Below are 20657 nucleotides of genomic sequence, written 5' to 3' on the forward strand. Positions count from 1 at the left end.
TATATAATGACATCATTTCGATTGATTTGGATTGGAATTTTATGTCCGATTGGCCACCAAAACCACAAAATGAACCTATAACCCCTAAACAGAACGGACCAGAATGGCAAATCCTTGAGAAAGCGGTACTCGCTTCTGTGGAAGAACAACGCCGTAGTCGTCGCTGGGGTATATTCTTTAAAACACTTACTTTTATTTATCTATTGTTCATTGTTGTATTAATGGGTAAAGGTTGCTCAACCAGCAAGGAAAGCTCTGCAGCAAGCAGCAGTAGTGCTCATCTGGCTGTGGTTGATATTGTTGGAACCATTGATGCTTCAAGCAATCAAGCGGTAAATAGTGAAGATACAAATAAAGCCCTTAAACGTGCTTTTGAAGCTTCAAATAGCAAAGCAATTGCACTTAATATTAATTCTCCTGGCGGTTCTCCTGTTCAGTCAGATGAAATTTGGCAAGAAATTCGCTATTTGAAAAAAGAACATCCTGATAAGAAAGTCTATGCAGTAATTGGTGATATGGGTGCTTCAGGTGCTTATTATATTGCTTCTGCTGCTGATGAAATTATTGTAAATCCATCAAGTTTAGTCGGTTCAATTGGTGTCATTATGCCAAATTATGGCATTACTGGCTTAGCTCAAAAACTAGGAATTGAAGACCGTACTTTAACAGCGGGTACCAATAAAGACATTTTAAGTATGACAAAACCGATCAATCCTGTACAAAGAGAGCACATTCAATCTGTACTCGATAACGTCCACACTCATTTTATTAATGCAGTGAAAGAAGGACGCGGGAAACGCTTAAAATCTAATGATCCTGCTATTTTCTCTGGTCTTTTCTGGACTGGTGAACAAGCAATTCAGTTAGGTGTTGCTGACCGTTCAGGTAACATTACGAGCTTGATGCGTGAACTGAAGCTTGATAATAAAGTTGACTACACGATTGAACGTAACCCATTACAATCTATTCTTGGTCGAATGGGTGCAGAAATGGGTAAAGGCTTAAGTGAGTCGGTTGCTCAACGTTTAGAGACCAGTCAAAACGCCAAGCTACAATAATTTAAATCAGGATAACGGTATGTCAGTAAAACCGGTTATACACTTTGCGCATGCTAATGGTGTGCCATCTATGGTGTATCAAAAATTGTTTGATCAATTAAAAGATGAGTATGACATCATTTATGTTCCTCTTATTGGTCCTGACAAACGTTATCCAATTACCGATCATTGGCCTTTTTTGGTTGATCAGGTGATTGATAGTATTGTTCGTCAAGCTAAAGGGCGAAAGGTGATCGGACTTGGTCATTCGCTGGGTTCAGTTTTGACCTTAATGGCATCCTTTAAACGCCCTGAGCTTTTCTTACAAGTGATTATGTTAGATCCGCCTCTTATTTTGGGTCGATACTCTTTTGCTTTTCATATGGCAAAACTGTTTAAACCTAAAATAGTCGATGACATGACACCTGCGGGTTTATCTGCACGTCGTCGTGAACATTGGGAGTCACGTGAGCAAGCGGCTTCGTTATTGCGTCCAAAAGGTTTTTATAAAGACTTTGATGAAGACTGCTTTCAAGCTTACATTGATTATGCTTTGAAAGAAGATTCGGTACGTGGCGGCGTAACTCTCACTATTTCTCGTGAAGATGAAGTTGCGATTTTCCGTAAAAATCCTTCTTGGTGGTGGTTACCTATGCCAAAACCAAAAATGCCTGTACATTTAGTTGTAGGAAAAGAAAGTGCCTTCTTAAAAAGAGGCTTCCCTCAAATGGCAAAGCGTAAAATGGGAATTCCATTTAGTGTTGTTGAAGGAGGGCATATGTTCCCACTAGAGCATCCGATTGACACAGTGAATTATATTAAGAAGCTTATTCATAGCAATTCACGCTAATAAGATTTCTATAAAAAAGGACATGCATGCATGTCCTTTTTTAATTTTCGTTGAGCAAACCTTTTACCAAGATGCAAAACGAATAGGGTGTTCAAGAATTTGATTACGGAAATAGGCTTGTCCATTTTTACATGTCAGTTGGCCATTACATAACCATTCTGCAACTTGAGGATAAATAAAGTGCTCAAGTTTATGTACACGTTCTGCCAAAGAGGCAACATTGTCATGTTCTTTGACTTCAATTGCAGATTGAGCAATTGCTTGACCAGCATCAAGTTCAGAAGTTACAAAGTGAACTGTACAACCATGCAATCGATCACCTGTATTTAATACACGTTGATGTGTATTAACACCTTTATAAGCAGGTAATAGCGAAGGATGGATATTGAGCATTTTACCTTGCCATTTATCGACAAAGTTTGCAGTTAAAATACGCATGAAGCCAGCTAGAATAACAACGTCAGCTTGCCAAGCCATAAGTTGCTGATGCATCGCTTCATCAAAATCGGCACGACTAGGAAAGTCTTTATGCGAAATTACCGCTGTCGCGATATTGGCATTTTGAGCACGCTCTAGGGCATAAGCATCGGCTTTATTAGACAATACACCTACAATTTGCCCTGATAGACGTGCATCTATCAAGGCTTGTAAGTTACTGCCGTTCCCAGAGACTAGAACAGCAATTTTCATCATTCAAAGATCACACGAATTTTTTCGTCTGCACCTTCCACTGATTCAGCATTTTCTTGGATATGTCCGATTTTCCAAGCTTTTTCACCTTGAGCATTAAGCACTTCAATTGCTTTTTCTGCATCATTTGCATCAACTGCAATCACCATACCTACACCACAGTTAAAGGTACGGTACATTTCAAAGCGTTCTACATTGCCTTCGCGTTGTAAAAGTTTGAATAATTCTGGCCATTCCCAAGAAGCTTCATTAATTACTGCTTGAGCACCATTTGGTAATACACGTGGTAAGTTACCCGGTAAACCGCCACCAGTGATGTGTGCCATAGCATGTACATCAACTTGTTTGCAAAGCTCAAGAACTGGTTTTACATAAATGCGTGTTGGTTCCATTGCTACATCAGCAAGTGGGCGACCATCAATCACTTGAGTTAAGTCTACATTCTTAACATCTAAAATTTTACGTAGTAATGAATAACCATTTGAGTGAGCACCACTTGAGGCAACACCAATAAGTACATCACCAGATTTTACTTTAGAGCCATCAATAATTTTGCTTTGCTCAACAACACCTACGGCAAAACCAGCAAGATCGTAATCTTCGCCTTCATACATACCTGGCATTTCAGCTGTTTCACCACCTACAAGTGCGCAACCTGCAAGTTCACAACCTTTACCGATACCAGTAACTACGTTTGCAGCTACATCTACATTTAAGTGACCAGTAGCATAATAGTCGAGGAAGAATAATGGTTCTGCGCCACAAACTAAAAGATCGTTTACACACATAGCCACAAGATCTTGGCCGATTGTGTCATGACGATTAAGGTTAAGTGCTAAACGTAATTTAGTACCTACACCATCGGTTCCAGAAACCAAAACTGGTTCTTCGTAACCTTTAGGGATTTTGCATAGTGCACCAAAGCCACCAAGTCCGCCCATTACTTCTGGACGAGTTGTACGTTTAGCGACTGACTTGATACGATCGACCAGTGCGTCGCCCGCTTCAATGTCAACACCCGCATCTTTATAGCTTAAGCCGGTATTTGGGGTAGAAGTTGAGTTGCTCATAAATGAAGTCTCCGCATTGGCGGCAGATTATAACCTGAATATACGAAACTCTTATGTTATTTATGCTCGAAAATGCTATCTTTAATAAAAATATTTTTCTATTTATAACGATTAAATCAAAAAAGGCTAGATTTTATGCAAGATCGTATGCTGCGCCGTATTTTCTTACTCGCAGGTATTGTATTGCTGGTATGGGTATTATACTTGCTCAAGCCTGTGGTCATTCCATTTCTTGGTGCTTTTTTCCTGGCTTATTTATTTAGTCCACTGGTCGATGTTCTAGTAAAAATTAAGCTCCCTCGTTGGTTGGCAATTAGCATTGTTTTTATCGGTATTGGTGTAACTTTAACCGTAGCTTTGTGGTATTTAGTTCCACTCATCTGGAAACAGCTTGTTTATGCACGAGATAGTATTCCTGCTGGGATTCATTGGATTAATGCAGAGCTATTACCATGGATTTCTTCAACATTCCATGTCCAGCAAATGGAAATTGACACCGATCAAATGTCGAAAGCAGTCATGGATTATGTCCAGACCAATTATAGTGCTGACAGTATTCAGGCTGTTTTATTAAAGCTTGCGCAATCAGGTCTGAATTTTATTCAGATTGGCGGAACAATTGTTTTAATTCCAATTATTGCTTTCTATTTCTTGCTTGATTGGGACCGTATGCTACAAAACTTACGTCGTCTCATTCCGCGTCCATATGAAGCAACGACTTTGCAAATTGTTCGTGAATGTCACAGTGTTTTAGGAGCATTTGTTAAGGGACAATTCCTCGTAATGCTCTTACTCGGTATCGTCTATGCGGTAGGTCTTCAAGTCATTGGGTTAGAGGTCGGGCTTATTATTGGTATGGTGGCAGGCCTTGCCAGTATTATTCCATATCTAGGTTTTGCAGTCGGTATTATTGCGGCTGTTATTGCAAGCTTATTCCAGTTTGGAATGGACTGGATGCATTTATTACTGGTTGGTGTGGTTTTTATGATTGGTCAGGCAGTAGAAGGCTATATTCTGCAACCATTCTTACTCGGTGATAAAATTGGTCTTTCGCCTGTTGCTGTCGTATTTGCCGTTTTGGCAGGTGCACAACTTGCTGGCTTCTTAGGCATGTTGATCGCATTACCTGTAGCTGCTGTGATTGTAGTGCTCTTGAAACATTTAAGAGAAAACTATGAAAAGAGTTCATTATATGCACCATCTTCTACATTAGTGATCCAAGAAGGCAATATTGAGCAAATTCATATAGAAACTGAAGATACTAAACTTGATCTTGAAGTTAAAAAACAGCAAGATACAGATACACCGAATCTTTCAGATCAGAAATAATTTCAAGGCCAATTCATTATATGCGTCAACTCCAACTGGATATAGAACCTCAACTTGATGCTCGAATCAGTGATTTTTCGGGACCGGGTTGGGGGCATGTAGTTGATGCAGTGCGTCAACTACATGCAGGTCTAGTGAATAGATTTTATATCTATGGTGGAGCAGGAACGGGAAAGAGTCATTTGCTATCAGCAATTTGTGATTCTTATTTAGAAGTAGGCAAGTCTGCAATAAAAGTTTCTCTGCTTGAACTGCTTGACGCTCCAATTGAGGCAATTACTTGTTTAGAGCACTATGACCTAGTTGCTTTAGATGATATTGAGTCAATTAGTGGTGTGCCTCACTGGCAAAAAGCGGTTTTTCACTTAATGAATAATCATGAAGGGCAACTCGTGTTTTCTTCGCGTGTTGCGCCGATTGAATTGAAATTAGAGTTACCAGATTTACAATCAAGACTTACGCAAGCAGTGAGTGTAAAAGTTCCAAGCGGAAGCTTATATGCTGATCGCTATGCTTTAGTAACCTCTGTGATGTCTAGACGCGGGATTCATTTCGATCAGCAGATTGTAGATTATTTGCTTTTACATGGACCTCATCAAGCATCTGTATTATTGCAAACGGTAGCTCAATTAGAGAAACTTCTTAAAGGTGAGAAGACGAAGCTGTCAAATGCAACTTTAAGACAAATCTATGCTTTAATTGATGAGTATCAACAATAAAAAAATTTAATTTTTAGCCTAAGCCTGTGCTTTACTATAAAAAATATTCATCTATTAACTACTTATAATTTAAATTCTAAAGTGCACTACTAAATTTTTAGATAAGTAAAATATACATATATTAATAGATGTTTAATTAAACAAATATTTATGAAGCTGCTTATCTAAAATGACGCTATAGACCGATCAAAAGATCTTGAGAAATTCTGACTCCTGTGACAAAGTACGCACAAAGGATGCGTTTGCAAAAGTTAAAACTTTGCAATATTGACAAAGAAAAATGAAAAAAATAGGTAAGGAGAAGGGTATGCTCAAACGGAGCATTGCTTTTGCATTATTGGCTGCTGCTGGGCACGCTTATTCTGCTGATATTCAAGTCACAAGTTTAGTTGATGAAGATAAAGATGATACGGTATGTACCTTACGAGAAGCGGTACAATTTCTGAATTATCGTGGTTCATCAAACGCTGCTGATGTTGAAAAATATGCAAATGGCTATCATGGCTGTGGAAATAAAGATTCCTCATCAAATATTATTTTGCAGCGTGATAACGAATATACGTTAAATTCAAAAATAACGATTACAGCCCCTCTTACGATCAGTACCGCAAAAAATGATTCTACGATAGTTGATACTGATCAGCCTGGTTCCCATAACGCAACAATAAAGATGGTGGGTACAGATCAGCTATTTAAAATTGATGATGGTAGTGTAGAGAAAGCATCCTTTGCTGTGACCTTGAGTGATCTTAACTTACAAGGCGCAGGTTCAAACTCTAAGGTATTAACAGGTGGTTTAATTTTAAACCATGAAAAATTGACTATCCAAAATTCACGATTGATTGGTGGGTATGCGAATCAGGGTGGAGCAATTTACAATCAAGGATTGTTATCTAAAACAGGCCAAACTGCTGGTTTTGTAAATATTATAAATAGCTTGATTCAAAATAATAAAGCGGCTCAAGGTGGTGTTATTTATAGTGAACAGCCTTTATATCTCGTCACTCAATCTGTAATACGTGATAATGAAGTTTCTTCTTCAGATGGCGCATTATTTTATGGTGCAACAAAATTTGATGATGAAAGTACAGGAGGATACTTAAATGTACGTGCTATAGGCTTTAGTAACAGTACATTCTTCCACAATAAAGTTGGATTTATTGCAAACATTAAAGATGGAATGTTTGTTAATAACATTACAATGATCAAAAATGCAGCTGGGTTATTTCTCGATGCTCCACAGGGAAATGCTTCTGTTTCGAACAGTATATTAGTGGGTAACACTGCAAACTGTACTGCAAATACAGATGACAAGACGGTTATTCAAAGTAATTTAGTGATTGCTGACTGTAATCGTAATGCTACTGCAAAGTTACCTAATATCCTTTTTCCTGCTAGTGAAAAGTTAATCGCTGGAGATATCGATGAAGGTGTCTGTGATGTAACAGCGAAAGATGGTTTGTTATGCCCATTTAGCACGCCGAAAGATAGCTTTTTGGGATTTTTTAAGCCTCGTCTACTCGAGAGTTATAATAGCCTAGCTGATTCTTTAATTATCAATAAGGGACGGCTATATAGTGACGGTTCATCGATTGGATTGGCTAGTTGTGAAAGACTTGACCAACGTGGAAAAAACCGTAGTGGCTATGATGAGCTGTGCGACTTAGGAGCAGTTGAATATATTTTAAATAATGAAATTGCGACTGTTGGGCAAGATATTAAATATGGACAAGTTGCAAAATTTAATATTTTAGATTCTTTAAGTGAAGCTGATTTGGTCACACCTGCTACTTGTAAACGTTTATTTGGTGATCGACCTGATGGTAAAGACTGGCAACCAGGTTGTTTGAAAATAAAACAGAGCACTGATACTCCAGTTTCTAAAGGCAGCATAACAATAGACCAGAACGGAAATGTCGTTTACACACCAAATGGAAACTGGCACGGTGCAGACATTTTTAGTATTCAAGTTGTTACGAGTGTATCAAGATTTAATGATGGAACAGATTTCCAATATGTCTCGATTCCGGCGACTGTAGTCCAAGAACCTTTATCTGGTATCGAAGATAAATCTGTAAGTACTGGTGGTGGGGGAAGTGTAGGTGGCGGTTTAATTTTAGGGTTATTTGGTTTAATCGCGCTACGCCGTTTCAAGTCATAATCAGGGATGAGGACTATGAAAAATTATAAAAAAGCAGTATTAGCACTAGCCGTGCTGGCGGCTATGCCTCTTTTTGCTGATACAACAAATCAAAGAATTGAAGTTACAACTTTTGCAGATGAGGATGGTGAGAATCCTAATGCTTGCTCGTTAAGAGAAGCAATAAAAGTTGCTGAAACACGAAGATCTGATTATGGATGTACCGTCTATAACACCTCTAAAAGTCAGGTGATTCAACTAAAAGCAGGGACTTATACATTAAATAAAGAGCTGGTTCCCAATGCAGATATAGCAATTTATGGGTTCGGTGAAAAAGATCAAGATAAAAATTGGTCAGAAAAAAGTGTGTTAACCAATGACTATCCAGCACTACAACCGTTACAGACAATAATAAATGCTGCTGGAAAATCGCGTATTTTCAACACAGCCGTAAATAAACAGCCTCTATTTATTCAAAACGTTATTTTGGAAAATGGTGTAGCACCAGATTTTGGCGGTGCGATTTATGCTGGTGGCAATGTCACATTGCTCAATACTCAGATATTAAACTCTCAAGCTCCAAAAGGAGGAGCAATTTTTCTGGGTGGTGATAATGTTAATTTGTCTACAACACATTCTTTAATTCAAGGTAATACAGCAACATCTGGAAGTGTGCTTTCGATGAGCTGTTGGAATGGTACAGCCTATGCAAAACGGGAAGTAACATTTACCTCTTCTAGTATTATCAATAATGGTTCGAATAGCTCTAATAATACTTTTGAGTTTTGCGGGGAGCCAAAAGCAACTTTTACAATTAATACCATTGCTCAAAATATTGCAAATACAGTAAATGGCAGTATTTTGAAATTTACCGGTGATGCTACTCCAAATGGTACTCCTAATCCTTCAACCATACTTAGCGCTAACAGTACTTTATCTTTAAAAAATAATACTATTGTTGAAAATAACGCTTATAGCACCTTCTTATATGACACTATGGGAAGTAAAGAGTTAAGGTTTAATGTAATTGGTTATAATTTGGGAACCTATGCTTGTCATTACTTTATAGGACCTGCGGCTGATTTAAAAAATGCTGGTTTCGCACTATCATTTAATGCTTTGAATCTGACAAATGATTCTGCGAAATGTGACTTACCAACAGAAGCACTGACGTCTACACATCGAACTGTTGATATAGCTGGTCAGCCTTTTAATGCATTACTTGAACCTTTACATGCCTCTGCTCCAGAAACTGGTTTTCTACCCATTTACTATCCAAAAAATAATATTGGTGGCAAAAATCTAGTAGATGTAGATCCTGAAGGTAAAGATACCTGTACGTCTATAGACCAACGAGGTTTATCACGACTTGCGGACAGTAAATTATATTATCAACCAAATAGTCGTAATAGTTGTGATATTGGCTCAGTCGAGTTAATGAAACTTACTGCTGGTGATATAAAAGGTTTGGGTAATACCTCTCTTACGGATTTGCTGGCTAAATATCAATCTCAGTATGATACCGTTCAGAAAAATATATTGAATCCAGATTATGCGTATTTGTTGAATGTATTAAAAATTGATTCAGCAAATTATAAAAACCTTCTTGATCAAACCAAAGCAAATGCAAAATATCGAGCAATCTATATTGATTTGAAAGCAAATGGCTTACCTTTGCCAAATGAAGATAGTAATCATATTTTGAAGTTCTTTAATACAACTGACTACAATATTAATCTTGAAACTGTTGGAACTGGATTAATCGACGATAAAGTTACCAGCATTAAAAAAGATGATGGACTCTTTTGTGAATGGAATGCTGCTTTGCAGCAAATTGTATTCTATCGATCAGATGATATTATTACCCAAGCTGGTGATTACAACTATTGTAAATATACGATTAGCAGTAAAGATGGAACCACACAATCATCTGGGTTATTGGAAGCTCGCTTTGATAATATTCCACCCGTTGCTGGTAATGGTACGGTAACGTTTAAGTATTTAGCAAATGAAGTCATTCCCTTAAATTTATTACAGTATGCTAATGATGATGGGGATGGTCCTGTAAACACACTTAAGACTAAACCAAATAAACCTAAATTTTGGGTAAATGATCAAGGTGTGGAGTTACCAATTTATATACCAAGCAAAACCTCAAAAGACGGTATTTTCAAGGTAGTGAAAGCAGATCGGGAAGGTCCGTGTCCTAAAGATGATAGTGGTAATACTTGCTATGGTGGTAACATCTATATTCAAGCGAGCAACGTGTTTAATACTTTCAATGATACATTGACCTACTATGTATACGATGCAGATGGAACTATTTCAGCTAGCGCAGGAACGATTAATTTAGTAAGCACAGCAACTACAACTGATGATTCAAGAAGTGGTGGGGGAGGTATAGGTATTCTCTCTATTGCATCACTGTTAGGTTTGATTGCTTATAGACGTTATCGTAAATAAGAAAAAATAAAAAAGCCTCCATAGGAGGCTTTTTTATTGCTAGTCGGATTTCAAAACAAGCATTTTTATTAAAAGTTTAGATTAGTGTTCTAAATATTTATTGATATATTCTTCGCGTATAGCTGTTCTTTCGTCTGCACTTGCTTTAAGCATACGCTGACGTAAATCATTACGCTCTTGTGTACTCATTTTTTGCCAAGCTTCACGCATTTTCTGCTTTTCTGCATCTGGGAGTTGGTTGAACCAATCCATGCGTTGTTGCAGATTAGCGCTTTGGTTTGCTGGTAATTCTTTTAAGCTTTGATAGCGTTTAATTACAGCTCGTTGTTCTTCTTCAGACATAGCATTCCAAGTATCATCTACTTGTGTATTGGCATCTTTAGAAAAAATCCAGAAACGTTCAAAACCTGCAAAACTTGTTTGCAGGAAACTTAATGAACAAAGGATAAGTGCTAACTTTTTAGCTACCATGTTGAACTTTATCCTCACCCAACACCATCAGCATTTCTAAATCTTCAACCATCTGTGGCGATAATTTAGGATTTACAATAACTTGATTTTGTGGCTTTTCGATCAACTCCGCTGAATTTGGTAAAATGACAAAACCAGTAATTGCTGCGGCAAGTGCGAAACCCGTCATTTTCCAGATACTATAGTAAGATGCTGGCTTCTGTTGGATATGGTCAAGCACATGATTCATTACCACTGTTTTATTTTTATGGTGATCAGCCAAACTATCGAGTTTAGACGTCACCTTTTTAGTGAAATCATCATGATTCATTAGAACCTCCCATGGGATTTAAATGTGCTAAGTACTCTCTAAGTCCCTGAATTGCTCGATGATAATGGGTTTTGACACTACCTTCAGTACAGTTCATGATTTGTGCTGTAGTATGAGTGTCAAACCCTTCCCAAGCACGTAACATGAAAGCCTGCTGTTGACGAACAGGTAGTTTTGCAATCGCTTCTCGTATCTCTTCTATCGTCACTGCTTGATCTAGAAAATCTGCTGGATTGATTGCTTTTTCATCGACAACATCAATGATTTCTTCATCATCATTGTCTAGACTAACTTTTTTAAAGAATGAAAATGGATTTGCCCGACGTGCTTCTTTACGACGCCAATCCTGAAGCTTGTTATTTAGAATAGTATAAAACAGCGGATACCATTCTTCAGTACTTCGATCGGCGTAAGACTTGTGTAAAGCAATAAATGCTTCTTGAACCAAGTCCATCGCAATGCCTTGTTGACTTTGGGTAGCACTCTCCATCATCACCAAAGCACGACCCGTAACATCTTGCATAAAAACCTTTAGGCGTTGCTCAGCCGTGCTGGCATGAACACTAGATGCTTCCGATCGAGACTTTTTCGGTGCTAAATCCATGGAGATGGAAAATCCTGTCATTGGACGTACCCACCTTATCTTCAATATATCTCTTATATAACGTTGAAAAGAGGTGGGAGGTTGACAACAATCGGCTATTTTTTAGTAGTGTAAATGATTTTTTTCACAAATATGAGCGATGTAAAATAAATTAACGTTTTATTGGCGTTGGCGAACCATTTCAAAAAAACAAATAGATCCTGCAATTGCTACATTTAATGACTCTTGACCACCGGGCTGCGGTATTGTCACCGACTGCGCATGCTCTAAAGCATAATCACTTACGCCTTGTCCTTCGTTGCCTAAAATCCAAACGCATGGCTTTGAAAGATCTTTTGAATAAAGACTGGTTGAGCGATGAGAACTTGTAACGAAAACAGGAATATCGAATTTAGGAAGAATATCGGTCAATTGAAAGTTTTCAAAGCAATGTAAGCTAAAATGAGCTCCCATACCTGCTCTTAAAACGCGAGGAGACCAGAGGGAGGCAGAGCCTTGGGTACAAATGATTTGTTTAATATTTGCTGCTGCTGCTGAACGTAATAATGTACCTACGTTGCCTGGGTCTTGTACATTTTCGAGAATTAGAGTGTCTAAACTATAATCAATCGTTGATGCTGTTTTAGGTAAATCAATAATAGCCAAACAAGGAAGAGTATTACCTAAGGTACTTAAGTCTTTGTATAGAACTTCACTAATAATAAAAACATGACCCTGATGAAGTTCGATAATTTTCTTTAAATCGTCATGTTCCAATGCCTGTTCAGTGGTAAACAACGAAAAGAGCTTTTTCTGTTGTTGTAACCAAGCTAGGCAAAGGTGAGTACCTTCAAGAACTGTTTGCTGATGCTTTTTTCGGGCGCTATTGAGTTCAATTAAACCACGCAAATGTTTAATTTTTGCATTGTCTTTTGATTCTAAAAAAATAACCGCCATAAGGATATATCCAAAAGGGCGTCATCATACTATATGACGCCCTCTATAATTTAAATTATTAATGATAGCTTGTTACGCGTTCCACTTCATTTTTAGAACCAATAATTACAGGAACACGTTGGTGAAGCTCTGTAGGTTCAATATCTAAAATACGAACACGGCCAGTCGTTGATGAACCACCTGCTTGTTCAATAAGCATACTCATTGGGTTAGCTTCATACATTAAACGTAAACGACCTGCTTTTTTCGGGTCTTTTAAGTCATATGGATAAAGGAAAATACCACCACGGCATAAAATACGGTGAATATCGCCTACCATACATGCAACCCAACGCATATTGAAATCTTTTTCACGTACAGATGTTTTACCTGCAAGTAACTCTTCAATATATTGTTTTACTGGTTGTTCCCAATGACGCTGGTTAGATGCGTTAATTGCAAACTCTTGAGTATCTGCTGATACTTGAACATTCTCTGTAGTAAGTAAGAATGTTTGAGTTTCTGGGTCTAAAGTAAAGAACGCTACACCGTTTCCAACGGTTAAAGCCATCATTGTTGATGGGCCATATAACACATAACCAGCAGCAACCTGTTGAGTTCCTGCTTGCATGAAATCTTGTGACTGTGTCACTGCATTTTTTGCAGGAAGAATCGAGAAGATTGTTCCTACGCACATGTTGATATCAATATTACTTGAGCCATCTAATGGGTCGAATAAAACTAAGTATTCGCCGTTTTCTTGCGCAGGTGTAAATTCATCAAGCTCTTCAGATGCAAGACCACCAACATGAGGGTGAACTTTTAAAGCATCAATTAAATAGTCATTAGAAATCACATCAAGTTTTTTCTGTGTTTCACCTTGAACATTTTCATTACCAGCACTACCTAAAATTCCAGCCAAAGCACCTTTTTGTAGGGCTTGGTCAATGGTTTTACAAGTCGTAGCAATGGTGTCGATGACTTGGGCCAACTCAGGTGTTAGGTTCCCTTTTTGTTGTTGTAAAAATTGGGACAATGTGAGGTTGGACATAAAAAAACGCTCCTGTGCGCAAGCATCAAAATGAGTCAAATAAATACGTGGCATATTCTAGATGAGAATGCCGGAAAATAAAAATTATCTTACTTTATTTGTGTTGCATTTATGCTTACAAGCCTCATTTTACATGGTATGTTGTTTGCATAGCAAAGGAATGTATATTTAGGAGAATCGAAATGACAACTAAGAAGTTTGATGCGACCCCAACGGCAGGTGAACCAATCAATTTAGAAGAAATTTCGAAAGAAAGTGTTCAGGAAGCTTGGAAAGACTATGAAGCTAAACCTGAATATAAAGCTTTTAATAAGCATGATTTGATTGAGTCGATGCAACATTCAGAAGAAGAGGAAAATAAATCTTCTTAAATTAAGAAAGCAAAAATAAACGCCCATAGATGGGCGTTTATTTTTTAAAGGGATATTTTATTTTAATAGAGGAGGAACTGCCTCATAGTTAATTTCAACACGGCGATTTTCTTTCCAAGCTGATTCGTCATGACCTGGGTTAACAGGAGCTTCTTTACCATAACTTACAGCTTCAAGTTGCTGTGGATTTACACCATTTGTAATGAGGTAGCTTTGAACAGCTTTTGCACGACGCTCACCTAAAGCCATGTTGTATTCACGTGTACCACGTTCATCTGTATGACCTGTCAATGCAACTTTTGAGTTTGCATTTGCCATAAGAAACTGAGCATGGGCTTGAAGTGTTTGATAATCTTCAGCAGATAAATCACTACTGTCGTAATCGAAGTGAACAACACGTTTAGCTAAAGCAGCTTTATTTGCTTCAGTTACACCTTTTGATGAAGCACCTGCCAAATTTTGGGCATTTAATGCAGCATCTTCACTTAAACCTGTCGTGTTTACGGTGCTTGGGTTTGTAGTACCAGCATTTGCAGTCGTTGCTGGTTTACGGCTCGCACAACCTGTCATGACAAGCGCTACACTAAGTAGAGGAAAAGCCAAATATTTGATTGATTTCATCATCATCTCCATCAATGGAAGAAAAAGTTATTTAGGTGCCCAGGCTGGTTCACGTACCTCACCTTGTTCACTTGGTAAATTCATACGGAAACGACCATCAGTGGACATGACAGACAGTAAACCACGGTTCCCTTCACGAGTTGCGTAAACCACCATTTGTCCATTTGGTGAGAAACTTGGTGATTCATCTAAACTCGTAGGGGTAAGAATATTAACAATCCCTGTATTAATATCTTGGATAGCAACCTTATAGTTGCTACCACTTGGTCGATGCACCAGTGCAATTTTTTTACCATCTGCACTTAGAGTGCCACGTGCATTAAATGACCCTTTAAATGTTAAACGTTTTACTGAGCCATCTCCAAAATCATAGCGATAAATTTGAGGAGAGCCTCCACGGTCAGATGTAAAAATAAAAGCTTTTCCATCTGGGGTGTAACGAGCTTCTGTATCAATTGCCGTGTCATTTGTCATACGTTTGATTTGGCGAGTTGATAAATCCATTTGATAAATTTCAGGGTTACCATTCATTGACCCTGTAAATAGCATTGATTTACCATCTGGTGAAAAGCTCGGCGCACCATTCAAACCTTTAAAGCTGGTAAGTACTTCACGTGTTCCAGTAGAAAGATCTTGTAGGTAAATTGCTGGACGTTTAGTTTCAAAGGAAACATAAGCAATTTTTTTGGCATCAGGAGTCCATGTCGGAGATAGAATCGGATCGCGTGAAGAGAGAACAGTTTTTGGTTGTTCACCATCTGTATCCGCAATTTGTAAAGTGTAACGTTCAGCAGGAGTAGCTGGATTACGTAATACATAAGCGATACGACCACTAAAGTCGCCTGCAATACCAGTCAAAGCTTGATAAATAGCATCACTAACCATATGTCCAGCTTGGCGGATGCGCGAAGCAGGTACATTTAACAACTCATTTAGAAGATATTGCTGTTTTTGCACATCATAAAGTTGGTAATGGACTTCAAACCCATCAGCTGTTTGCTTAATTTGCCCTGTAACAACGTATGGAATACCTGCAGCTTGCCAATCAGATGCTTGAATCTGGTTAATTGCAGCATTTGCAGGTAAGTTTTTCGATGAACTTGTGAAACGTCCTGAACGGTTTAAGTCCGTTTCAACAATTGGATAAAGTCCATTGTCATTGTTAAACGGAACAATAGCGATTTTAGGCGCCTGATCAGGTGCTTTTGCAATTTCTAAATGTAGTTGAGCAAATGCAGCTGTTGGTGCAAGAGGACTTAATGCTGTAAGCAGCGTTAAGGCTAAAAGGTGTTTGCGGCTCGTTTTCATAGGTTTAAAGTCATTGAAGGCATTTTTGTGACTGTGGATTTTGTAACATAGTTACATGCCTTAAACTATTTAAAGCATGTAACAAGATACTTATTTTGCAGTAAATGTTGAACTGAATGATCTTGCTTCGCGTCGAGCATCAGGATCAGATGGCATAGGATACGGCGCAGCAGAACGAATCGCTGCTTCAACACTAGCTTTAACATCTGGGTTGCTAGAGCTAACAATAACTGATAATACAGCTCCACTATCACTTAACGTTACACGCGCAGTAGCTTTTTGACCTGATGTTCCTGCTGGAATATCCCAAGCATTTCTAATTTTCTGCTCAAAATCACGCTTCGCTGAAGATGCAATTTTTTTGGCTTCACCCTTTTTCTGAGCGGCTTCTTCCTGTGCTTTTTTAGCAGATGCAGCTTTTGCTTCGGCCTCAGCTTCAGCTTTACGTCTTGCATCTTCAGCCGCTTTTTGCTGTTTCGCTTTTGCATCAGCATCAGCCTTATGCTTGGCATCCTCAGCCGCTTTCTGCTTTTGAGCCTTTGCATCGGCTTCAGCTTTACGCTTGGCATCTTCGGCAGCTTTTTGGTGTTTAGCTTTTGCGTCAGCATCAGCTTTACGCTTGGCATCCTCAGCCGCTTTTTGCTTTTGAGCTTTTGCATCGGCTTCAGCTTTACGCTTGGCATCTTCAGCTGCTTTTTGGTGTTTAGCTTTTGCATCCGCCTCAGCTTTACGCTTAGCATCCTCAGCCGCTTTCTGCTTTTGGGCTTTTGCATCGGCTTCAGCTTTACGCTTGGCATCCTCAGCTACTTTCTGCTGTTTAACTTTCGCCTCTTCAGCCGCTTTGCGTTTAGCATCTTCGGTTGCTTTACGAGCTTCATGTTTCGCTTTTGCCTCAGCTTCAGCTTTACGTTTTGCTTCTTGCTGTGCCTGAAGTTTTGCATTTTCTGCTTCACGTTTCAGTTTTGCCTCGGCCTCAGCCTTTCGTTTAGCTGCTTCTTCAGCTTTGCGAGCCTCACTTTGTTCATGTTTGGTTTTTGCCTCAGCTTCAGCTTTACGCTTTTGTTCGGCTTCAACTTTTGCAGCTTTGGCCTCAGCTTGACGCTTAGCTTCAGCTTGCTGCTTTTGAGCTTCCTCTAAACGTTGTTGTTCCGCAGCTTGCTTCGCTTTAGCAGCTTCTTCGGCTTTACGTTTTTCCTCAGCTAATTTTGCTTGCTGTGCCTGCTCAGCTTTTTGCTTTTGGGCAACAAGATGTTGTGCTGTGGGCGGAGGAGGAGGTGATGGTACTGCTGGAAGATTTTGAGGAAGATTTTCATCCACAATTGGGCTTAGAACTTCTTCTGCCTGATTTTCTGCTGTAGTTTGTTGCTCAACTTCTTTCGCTAAAGGCGGTGGTAAATCTTCTGGCTTAACTAAAATAGTAGTTAGCTTTTTGGGCTGTTCAGGTGGTTTACTCAAGCCTAAAAAAAGCAAGCCGACAATAGCAATTGCATGAACTCCAAGTGTGAAGCCCAATGCAATCGCATTCTGTTTAAAAGGAGGCTTTTGATTTTTGTTCATAGCTTATTTTAAAGGCTCTGTCAGAAGGCCAACTTGAGTTAAACCTGCTTCTTGTAAACTTGCCATCAATGATACGACCTCGCCGTAAGGGCGTGACTTATCACCATTCACTAAAACCGTAAGCTGTTTGTTTTCCTGCTCAGCTTGCTTTTGCGCTTCACTTAATACAGATTCGAGCTTTTCACGAGAAAGTGGCTCGTTATCTTTATAGTCTTCGTATTGAAGATAAATATTGCCATCTTTACCAATCGTTACCATGGCTGGCATATCTTTGGATTCAATTGGACGATTATTTGCCTGAGGTAAGTCGACTTTAATACCGCTAGTAATCATGGGAGCAGTCACCATGAAAATAACTAAGAGTACGAGCATTACATCGATATAGGGTACGACGTTCATGTCACTTTTTAATGGTTTTTTTATGCGCTCAAAGCGCCCTGAACGTTGAATAGCCATTATGCATCTTCCTGTGATGAACCCACAGATTGACGTTGCAATAATGCAATCATTTCTTCGGCAAATAATGCGCGGTCAGAGTAGACGCTTTCACCTTTAGCCGTAAAGTGGTTAAAAGCGAGTACTGCGGGAATGGCAGCAAATAAGCCAATTGCAGTTGCAATAAGTGCTTCGGCAATACCCGGTGCAACCGTTGCTAAAGTCACTTGGTCAACGGCAGCTAAACCAATAAAAGCATTCATGATTCCCCACACTGTACCGAATAAGCCGATATATGGGGCAACAGAACCGATACTTGCCAAAGTGCCAAGGCCATATTCAAGAGTACTTTGATCACGACTTAAACCAACACGTAAAATACGTTCGGTACCTTCGATCGTTTGGGAAGTAGAAGCGTGGCGCTTTTTAAGTTTGAAAAATTCACTCAGCCCTTGATAAAAAATATCCTCAAGACCTGAACGTTTTGAGTTGAGTTGTGCGTTGTTATAGAGCGTATTGAGTTCAGCACCAGACCAGAACATTTTTTGAAAATGTTCATCACCTTGACGTGCCTTTTTATAACCCATATGTAACTTGGCAATCAAATACCAACTAAAGATTGATGCTAACAATAAAATTAGCATGACCAATTGGACGACTGGACTTGCTTGTAAGATAAGGTCAGAAATATGCAGGGTTGATTCAATGTTTGTTGCCATAGTTACATATGCCGGTTGCTTTTTTAGTCTTGTTCCAATTCTTTACGAATAAGATCACGTATTTCTTCTGGAAGACGACGAGCTACAAGTTCTTTACTTAAACATGCCAATTCAACCTCGCCAGAAGCAAGCAAGATTTCACCACGATAAATATTTTGTTGCAACACAAATGACGCAGCTTTACATGAAACTACACGTGCTGTAACAGTAATTAGGTCATCCATTAGGATAGGACGCATGTATTTTACGTCAATTTTGTGAACAACAAAGTTGTAGTCTTTTTGATGCCAGTAATGATCAACACCAGAAGCACGAAGCCATTCTGTACGGGTACGTTCCATGTAGCGAATGTGGTTGGCATGGTAAACGATACCGCCTGCGTCCGTATCTTCGATATAAACACGAATATTGAATTCAAAATGATTCGCCATGAGAGTATTCCGTTTTAGTTCACTATAGAGCTTTATATTTAAAATATGACTTTGAATAAAACATTCGTTCTATTCAAAAGCCATACATCTGCTTTTAAATACGGGGCAGTTTAGCAGATTGCATACTAAGTCCTATGGCACAACCTTTCAATTGCGATTGCTGTATTTCTAATCTAAAAGCGCTACATCTTATAGCTGGCAAGCTTTTTAAGTTAAGAGGGCTTCCATGAAGTTTGAACTTGTTTTGATATATTCGGATAATCTAATACGAATCTGACGTGTAGCTCTGTTCCAGTTTTTAAGGCTTTATTATCTACAATAAAATAGGGGCTATGATTTGGTGCAGCTTGAGTTAAGTCCTGATTTTCTGGTGTTGCACCTAAGAAAACAAAGAATGACGGCATTAATTTGCCATAATAGGCAAAATCTTCACTTGCGCTTGCATTATGATCCAAAACATGAAGTTTTGAGTCTCCAACAACCTTGACTAAAGTTGGCTGAATAAACTGAGTCAGTGTTTTGTCATTCATGGTCACTGGCGCATAAGGCGCAATTTCAACTTTGGCAGTCACATCATTGGCTTGAGCATTATGCTCTATCATGACTGGTAAACTTTTTAAGATATTTGCTCGTATTTGTTCGTTATTAGAGCGGATAGTCCCGACCATATTGACCTGTTCGGGAATTACATTTCCTGCTGTACCACCTTGAATATTCCCAATACTCACTACACCCATACCTTGAGTGAGGTCAGTCCTTCGACTAATAAGGCTTTGTAAATTATTAATCATTTGAGCCGATGCATAAATTGGATCTCTACCTAACCAAGGGGTAGAGCCATGAACCTGCTTGCCGTTGACCTGAATACGTAAGTGATCTGCACTATTTAAAATGGCACCATCTTTATAATAAAGATGACCACTTTGCATACCGGATATGACATGTATGCCAAAAATGGCTTCAGGTTTATAGTCTTTAAATGCCCCATCTGCGATCATTTTTCTGGAGCCGATTTGATCACCTTGTGTGAAATTATCTATATCTGCTCCACCTTCTTCAGCCGGTTGAAAAACAAAGACAACCGTACCAGATATTTTATCTTTATTGGCAGCTAGAATTTTTGCTGCACCTAATAGCATTGCGGTATGTGCATCATGTCCACAAGCATGCATCACATAAGTTTCTTTACCTTGATAAATTGCTTTTTGTTTACTCGCAAATGGAACACCACTTTTTTCTTCCATAGGTAGAGCATCCATGTCGGCTCTAAGCGCAATAACAGGGCCGGGTTTATTACCTTTTAAAATACCTACAACACCTGTTTTTGCATAACCTGTTTTGACTTGGATGCCATAAGACTTTAATTCTTTTTGAACAAGTGCAGATGTTTTAAATTCCATATTGCCAAGTTCAGGATTTTGATGAATATGTTGTCTTAACTGAATGACCTGATTCTCATTTTGTTGTGCGGCATCTTTGACCCAATCTGCTAGGCTCAGTTGACTCATGAGGGCAAGTGGAAAAATTAAAGCGGCTTTTTTGTACATGTCCTTATCCTAAAAATAT

At 38.8% G+C, this 20657-nt stretch carries 21 protein-coding genes; 7 read left to right on the top strand and 14 right to left on the bottom strand.

The window, feature by feature from the left end; all coding sequences use genetic code 11:
• Window positions 1–41: 41 nt before the first annotated feature.
• Both sppA and F985_RS08110 read left to right on the top strand, forming a co-directional pair.
• Window positions 42–1058, top strand: coding sequence for a signal peptide peptidase SppA (gene sppA / locus F985_RS08105; protein WP_019457289.1), 1017 nt, complete (start codon window positions 42–44; stop codon window positions 1056–1058).
• A 19-nt stretch (window positions 1059–1077) separates the two neighbouring features.
• On the top strand, window positions 1078–1887 hold the full coding sequence (locus tag F985_RS08110; protein WP_004699857.1) for an alpha/beta fold hydrolase: 810 nt from the start codon (window positions 1078–1080) through the stop codon (window positions 1885–1887).
• A gap of 63 nt (window positions 1888–1950) precedes the next feature.
• Here the strand turns inward: F985_RS08110 and purN are convergent, their stop codons facing one another.
• Together purN and purM are read right to left on the bottom strand one after the other, a co-directional pair.
• The gene (gene purN, locus F985_RS08115; protein WP_004699860.1) at window positions 1951–2580 is read right to left on the bottom strand and encodes a phosphoribosylglycinamide formyltransferase; all 630 of its coding nucleotides are present in this window, start codon (window positions 2578–2580) and stop codon (window positions 1951–1953) included.
• Window positions 2577–3647, bottom strand: coding sequence for a phosphoribosylformylglycinamidine cyclo-ligase (gene purM, locus F985_RS08120; protein WP_000071984.1), 1071 nt, complete (start codon window positions 3645–3647; stop codon window positions 2577–2579). Before purM ends, purN begins: the two co-directional genes overlap by 4 nt.
• 135 nt (window positions 3648–3782) lie before the next feature.
• Here purM and cxpE point away from each other — a divergent pair, with 135 nt between their 5' ends.
• The 4 genes from cxpE (at window position 3783) to F985_RS08140 (ending at window position 10298) form a co-directional block, all read left to right on the top strand.
• Entirely contained in the window at window positions 3783–4976 is a 1194-nt protein-coding gene (gene cxpE, locus F985_RS08125) for a chloramphenicol efflux transporter CxpE (protein ID WP_004699863.1), read from the top strand.
• Between the two features lie 20 nt (window positions 4977–4996).
• Entirely contained in the window at window positions 4997–5695 is a 699-nt protein-coding gene (hda, locus tag F985_RS08130) for a DnaA regulatory inactivator Hda (RefSeq protein WP_004699865.1), read from the top strand.
• Window positions 5696–6002: 307 nt separating this feature from the next.
• Window positions 6003–7856 (top strand): rhombotarget A, encoded by a 1854-nt coding sequence (gene rbtA, locus F985_RS08135; protein ID WP_004699867.1) that lies wholly within the window; start codon window positions 6003–6005, stop codon window positions 7854–7856.
• Window positions 7857–7871: 15 nt separating this feature from the next.
• On the top strand, window positions 7872–10298 hold the full coding sequence (locus F985_RS08140; RefSeq protein ID WP_004699869.1) for a CSLREA domain-containing protein: 2427 nt from the start codon (window positions 7872–7874) through the stop codon (window positions 10296–10298).
• An 81-nt stretch (window positions 10299–10379) separates the two neighbouring features.
• On the opposite strand, the gene F985_RS08145 is transcribed toward F985_RS08140, so the two are convergent.
• From F985_RS08145 to F985_RS08165, 5 genes are all read right to left on the bottom strand, one after another.
• Complete coding sequence (locus F985_RS08145; protein ID WP_004699871.1) at window positions 10380–10769, bottom strand: DUF3106 domain-containing protein; 390 nt, start codon at window positions 10767–10769, stop codon at window positions 10380–10382.
• The gene (locus F985_RS08150; protein WP_004699873.1) at window positions 10759–11079 is read right to left on the bottom strand and encodes a hypothetical protein; all 321 of its coding nucleotides are present in this window, start codon (window positions 11077–11079) and stop codon (window positions 10759–10761) included. Before F985_RS08150 ends, F985_RS08145 begins: the two co-directional genes overlap by 11 nt.
• A complete protein-coding gene (locus tag F985_RS08155) occupies window positions 11069–11683 on the bottom strand; it encodes an RNA polymerase sigma factor (RefSeq protein ID WP_004699875.1) in 615 nt (204 codons plus the stop codon). Before F985_RS08155 ends, F985_RS08150 begins: the two co-directional genes overlap by 11 nt.
• Window positions 11684–11842: 159 nt before the next feature.
• Window positions 11843–12619 (bottom strand): TrmH family RNA methyltransferase, encoded by a 777-nt coding sequence (locus tag F985_RS08160; protein ID WP_004699877.1) that lies wholly within the window; start codon window positions 12617–12619, stop codon window positions 11843–11845.
• Window positions 12620–12677: 58 nt separating this feature from the next.
• Complete coding sequence (locus F985_RS08165) at window positions 12678–13649, bottom strand: class 1 fructose-bisphosphatase (RefSeq protein WP_004699879.1); 972 nt, start codon at window positions 13647–13649, stop codon at window positions 12678–12680.
• 182 nt (window positions 13650–13831) lie between these two features.
• Here F985_RS08165 and F985_RS08170 point away from each other — a divergent pair, with 182 nt between their 5' ends.
• The gene (locus F985_RS08170; protein WP_002052586.1) at window positions 13832–14020 is read left to right on the top strand and encodes an NF038105 family protein; all 189 of its coding nucleotides are present in this window, start codon (window positions 13832–13834) and stop codon (window positions 14018–14020) included.
• A 57-nt stretch (window positions 14021–14077) separates the two neighbouring features.
• On the opposite strand, the gene pal is transcribed toward F985_RS08170, so the two are convergent.
• The 7 genes from pal to F985_RS08205 form a co-directional block, all read right to left on the bottom strand.
• Complete coding sequence (pal, locus tag F985_RS08175; protein WP_004699882.1) at window positions 14078–14641, bottom strand: peptidoglycan-associated lipoprotein Pal; 564 nt, start codon at window positions 14639–14641, stop codon at window positions 14078–14080.
• A gap of 27 nt (window positions 14642–14668) precedes the next feature.
• Window positions 14669–15949: a Tol-Pal system beta propeller repeat protein TolB gene (tolB, locus tag F985_RS08180; RefSeq protein WP_004699885.1), complete on the bottom strand. Its 1281-nt coding sequence runs from the start codon at window positions 15947–15949 to the stop codon at window positions 14669–14671.
• A gap of 90 nt (window positions 15950–16039) precedes the next feature.
• The gene (gene tolA / locus F985_RS08185; protein ID WP_004699886.1) at window positions 16040–17506 is read right to left on the bottom strand and encodes a cell envelope integrity protein TolA; all 1467 of its coding nucleotides are present in this window, start codon (window positions 17504–17506) and stop codon (window positions 16040–16042) included.
• Window positions 17507–17509: 3 nt separating this feature from the next.
• Window positions 17510–17962 (bottom strand): protein TolR, encoded by a 453-nt coding sequence (gene tolR / locus F985_RS08190; RefSeq protein ID WP_004699888.1) that lies wholly within the window; start codon window positions 17960–17962, stop codon window positions 17510–17512.
• Entirely contained in the window at window positions 17962–18660 is a 699-nt protein-coding gene (gene tolQ, locus F985_RS08195) for a protein TolQ (protein WP_004699890.1), read from the bottom strand. The genes tolR and tolQ overlap by 1 nt, the downstream gene beginning before the upstream one ends.
• Window positions 18661–18683: 23 nt before the next feature.
• Window positions 18684–19091, bottom strand: a complete 408-nt coding sequence (gene ybgC, locus F985_RS08200) for a tol-pal system-associated acyl-CoA thioesterase (protein ID WP_004699892.1) — start codon at window positions 19089–19091, stop codon at window positions 18684–18686.
• Between the two features lie 212 nt (window positions 19092–19303).
• The gene (locus F985_RS08205) at window positions 19304–20638 is read right to left on the bottom strand and encodes a M20 family metallopeptidase (RefSeq protein ID WP_004699894.1); all 1335 of its coding nucleotides are present in this window, start codon (window positions 20636–20638) and stop codon (window positions 19304–19306) included.
• Window positions 20639–20657 lie beyond the last annotated feature (19 nt).

This window comes from Acinetobacter seifertii (genome assembly GCF_000368065.1).
GTDB lineage: Bacteria > Pseudomonadota > Gammaproteobacteria > Pseudomonadales > Moraxellaceae > Acinetobacter > Acinetobacter seifertii.

Excerpts from the sequence above, each read along its gene's own strand:
- sppA (WP_019457289.1), top strand. The coding sequence starts at position 42 with ATGTCCGATTGGCCACCAAAACCACAAAATGAACCTATAACCCCTAAA.
- F985_RS08110 (WP_004699857.1), top strand. The coding sequence starts at position 1,078 with ATGTCAGTAAAACCGGTTATACACTTTGCGCATGCTAATGGTGTGCCA.
- purN (WP_004699860.1), bottom strand. The coding sequence starts at position 2,580 with ATGATGAAAATTGCTGTTCTAGTCTCTGGGAACGGCAGTAACTTACAA.
- purM (WP_000071984.1), bottom strand. The coding sequence starts at position 3,647 with ATGAGCAACTCAACTTCTACCCCAAATACCGGCTTAAGCTATAAAGAT.
- cxpE (WP_004699863.1), top strand. The coding sequence starts at position 3,783 with ATGCAAGATCGTATGCTGCGCCGTATTTTCTTACTCGCAGGTATTGTA.
- hda (WP_004699865.1), top strand. The coding sequence starts at position 4,997 with ATGCGTCAACTCCAACTGGATATAGAACCTCAACTTGATGCTCGAATC.
- rbtA (WP_004699867.1), top strand. The coding sequence starts at position 6,003 with ATGCTCAAACGGAGCATTGCTTTTGCATTATTGGCTGCTGCTGGGCAC.
- F985_RS08140 (WP_004699869.1), top strand. The coding sequence starts at position 7,872 with ATGAAAAATTATAAAAAAGCAGTATTAGCACTAGCCGTGCTGGCGGCT.
- F985_RS08145 (WP_004699871.1), bottom strand. The coding sequence starts at position 10,769 with ATGGTAGCTAAAAAGTTAGCACTTATCCTTTGTTCATTAAGTTTCCTG.
- F985_RS08150 (WP_004699873.1), bottom strand. The coding sequence starts at position 11,079 with ATGAATCATGATGATTTCACTAAAAAGGTGACGTCTAAACTCGATAGT.
- F985_RS08155 (WP_004699875.1), bottom strand. The coding sequence starts at position 11,683 with ATGGATTTAGCACCGAAAAAGTCTCGATCGGAAGCATCTAGTGTTCAT.
- F985_RS08160 (WP_004699877.1), bottom strand. The coding sequence starts at position 12,619 with ATGGCGGTTATTTTTTTAGAATCAAAAGACAATGCAAAAATTAAACAT.
- F985_RS08165 (WP_004699879.1), bottom strand. The coding sequence starts at position 13,649 with ATGTCCAACCTCACATTGTCCCAATTTTTACAACAACAAAAAGGGAAC.
- F985_RS08170 (WP_002052586.1), top strand. The coding sequence starts at position 13,832 with ATGACAACTAAGAAGTTTGATGCGACCCCAACGGCAGGTGAACCAATC.
- pal (WP_004699882.1), bottom strand. The coding sequence starts at position 14,641 with ATGAAATCAATCAAATATTTGGCTTTTCCTCTACTTAGTGTAGCGCTT.
- tolB (WP_004699885.1), bottom strand. The coding sequence starts at position 15,949 with ATGAAAACGAGCCGCAAACACCTTTTAGCCTTAACGCTGCTTACAGCA.
- tolA (WP_004699886.1), bottom strand. The coding sequence starts at position 17,506 with ATGAACAAAAATCAAAAGCCTCCTTTTAAACAGAATGCGATTGCATTG.
- tolR (WP_004699888.1), bottom strand. The coding sequence starts at position 17,962 with ATGGCTATTCAACGTTCAGGGCGCTTTGAGCGCATAAAAAAACCATTA.
- tolQ (WP_004699890.1), bottom strand. The coding sequence starts at position 18,660 with ATGGCAACAAACATTGAATCAACCCTGCATATTTCTGACCTTATCTTA.
- ybgC (WP_004699892.1), bottom strand. The coding sequence starts at position 19,091 with ATGGCGAATCATTTTGAATTCAATATTCGTGTTTATATCGAAGATACG.
- F985_RS08205 (WP_004699894.1), bottom strand. The coding sequence starts at position 20,638 with ATGTACAAAAAAGCCGCTTTAATTTTTCCACTTGCCCTCATGAGTCAA.